Source organism: Acinetobacter sp. YH01019, assembly GCF_013420285.1.
Lineage (GTDB): Bacteria > Pseudomonadota > Gammaproteobacteria > Pseudomonadales > Moraxellaceae > Acinetobacter > Acinetobacter gandensis.
This window is the reverse complement of sequence record NZ_VOYM01000155.1, coordinates 1-2,684: the sequence shown is the minus strand read 5'-3', so window position 1 is coordinate 2,684 and position 2,684 is coordinate 1. Positions and strand designations below refer to the sequence as shown.

Genomic DNA, 2,684 nt, shown 5'->3' with positions numbered 1-2,684 from the left:
GTGGTTTTAGAAGAAGTTGTAATTTCTCCAAAAAGCTTGAAAACCATTTTAAAGCCTTCGACTTAACCTTCTTTTACATCAATAATGGCTTCATTTAATGTCAGCATACTTTTTAAAACACCACCCTATTTTTTATTCCAATTCTTTGTTTCTAAAAAATTTAAAGTTATTGCATGAATTATTAGACATAAAAAAAGCCTAGAGAAGGTCACTCTAGGCTCGGAAAACTGGTCGTTTATTTCTATTCGTGCGTAATCACAAGTCACAAATAAACTGTATGCCAATTATTAGACTAATCACTCTAACTTTGCAAGTTTTTACCAAGTATTCAGTTTTCATTTGTTACTAATTCGATCAAAACATTGATTTTAGATGCAATTAACTTTCAATCTTATCTTTTTGGCGATCAATCAAACTTAAATTGCCTTTTAACACATCCGCAAACATCCGCCAATCTGAAATAAAACTATAAAGTGGCTGCTTAAAACTTGCAGGCTTATTTTTTTCAAAAATAAAGTGACCTACCCACGCGCAGGCATAGCCTGAAATTAGGCCATATGCAAAATAACGTGGTTTGCGCTTAACAATTGCTTTCGCAAAAAAATATAGACCAATACTGCTTCCAGTCACATGTAAGCGGCGACTCATAATATTGCGATGTTCTGTTAAATAAAATCGGTAGAACGTGTGATAGTCCTGAATAGGAAGTTGAAAATTTGGCTGCTGTTCATTATTGAACTGTGGCTGTACTTGTGCATTCATTACGCTCATCCTGAACTGTTTTAATCAACATAGCTTAATTTTTCAGCATTTAAAAGTAGTGTCGGTTCAGTTATATCGTTCTGAAGTATTGAACGCATATTGAATATTGAAAGCTCATAATCATGATAGCCCCCTTAGGCTTGTCATTGAACTTTTCAGTGCATGGTTATTTTTCAACTCGTCAAGTCTTACATCCTATTGGTTTTTAGTTACAATCGACCCTCTATAAAATTGAACTATATTTGCGCCAGTTTTAGTGATTAACCACTTTTTTAAATAATTTTGCGTCACAACTTCATGTTTACAATGAAGAAGCACATCAGGACAAATAACCATGGTTGAAGTTGAATTAAAATTTCAGATTCCAGAAGCACGTCGAAATGCCTTATTAAAAGCATTAGATCCCAAAAAATCCGAACAGATTCAACTTAAAGCAAAATATTTTGATACGCCTGACCGTAAAATGGCAGAGCAACGTGCAGCTTTACGTCAGCGTTTAGAAGGAACGCGCTGGATACAAACCTTAAAAGCTGCGGGTAAGAGCCACATTGAACGTTTTGAACATAACTTAGATTTAGGTGAATTAGCAGATGCGCCTGACTTAAATCTTGACGTGTATACAACTGAGCCAGAAGCCCAGGCCGTACTCAATAAGGTCTTAGCGGAGCAACAAGATCAACTTAAACTGCAATTCGAAACGGATATTTTACGGACTTATCGCGTTATTCAGTTTGAAGATGCCGAAATTGAAGTCAGTCTTGATGTTGGTTGTATTCGTACTGAAAGTGCCGAGCAAGAAGTATATGAAGTCGAATTTGAACTAAAAAGTGGTTCAATTCATTCGCTACTTGCATTTAGTTTTGAATGGGTCAAAAAATATCAACTTTGGCTCGATGTGCGTAGTAAAGCGGAAATGGGGAATTTACTTGCTTTAGGTCTAAAGGTGAGTCCTGCAACTGAAGCAAAAGAGATTCAACTGAGTAAGAAAGATTCTGCTGCAAAAAATCTGCGTCATCTAATTGCACAGCATATTCAGCACTTACTCCCAAACATTGCTGCTATTTCTGCTGGTGTTGCTCAACCTGAACATATACAGCAAGCACAGCGCGCACTTGATCATCTACAATTGAGTATTTCACTCTTTAAAGACTGGAACAGCGATATTGTTGAAAAATGGGCTATGCAACTTGGTGCGTTTAAACAACAGTTTGAACAGTTGCATCATTTCCAACACATGCAAGATACCTTAGGTGGTTTTTTACAAAATCCAACCACCTCGGAAAATTTGGCAAAAGATATTTTATACGCCAAAGAAAAACTGGGGAATTTGGTTAAATCTACTCAAAACGTTCATCATTATCTAGAATTGCTAATGTTTAGCTTAGCTACGGCTGATACACCACAACAAAATGACTTTAAATGGTTTGCACAAAATACCCTGCAAAATCAGTATAAAGCGCTACAAGAAGCATTGAACGACGCTGATATCAGTCATTTTGAAAGTTTAGATACGCTTTCACAGCGCATTCAAGAGCTTAAATTTAGTTTCCCAATTTTAACTTCAATCTACGACGTAAAAAATTTGCAGAAGTACAGTAAAGCCTTAAATGATGCACAAATTTCAGCGCAGGAATATCAAGTGCTGTCTTCTTCTGCTCAGTACATTCAACAAACAGAGCTAGAAGCAAGTGATTGGTTTGTGCTGGGTTGGTTGACAGCTAAACAAGAGGTGTATGCCGATAAACTTCTTGACGCAACTGAACAGTTTTTAGTGAGCCGAAAATTAATTAAATAATTCGGTGGTGTTTCAAAAAGTATGCTGAAAAAAAGCAGGTTGAATTTTGATAAAATAGAGAAATGCAAATAACTCTAGAAATCAAATGTCCAACCTGCCTCAGTGACAGTATAAAGAAAAATGGCAT

Annotated in this window: 2 protein-coding genes and 1 pseudogene; 2 read left to right on the top strand and 1 reads right to left on the bottom strand. The window is 36.1% G+C overall.

The annotated features are described in order from the left end of the window. A pseudogene (locus tag FTT84_RS17485) lies at positions 1-98 on the top strand (IS1 family transposase); the annotation flags it as partial. Positions 99-378: 280 nt separating this feature from the next. On the opposite strand, the gene FTT84_RS17480 reads toward FTT84_RS17485, so the two are convergent. Beyond that, positions 379-762: a DUF962 domain-containing protein gene (locus FTT84_RS17480; protein WP_180056578.1), complete on the bottom strand. Its 384-nt coding sequence runs from the start codon at positions 760-762 to the stop codon at positions 379-381. A gap of 334 nt (positions 763-1,096) precedes the next feature. On the opposite strand from FTT84_RS17480, the gene FTT84_RS17475 reads away from it, so the two are divergent. Next, positions 1,097-2,557 (top strand): inorganic triphosphatase, encoded by a 1,461-nt coding sequence (locus FTT84_RS17475; RefSeq protein ID WP_180056580.1) that lies wholly within the window; start codon positions 1,097-1,099, stop codon positions 2,555-2,557. Positions 2,558-2,684 lie beyond the last annotated feature (127 nt).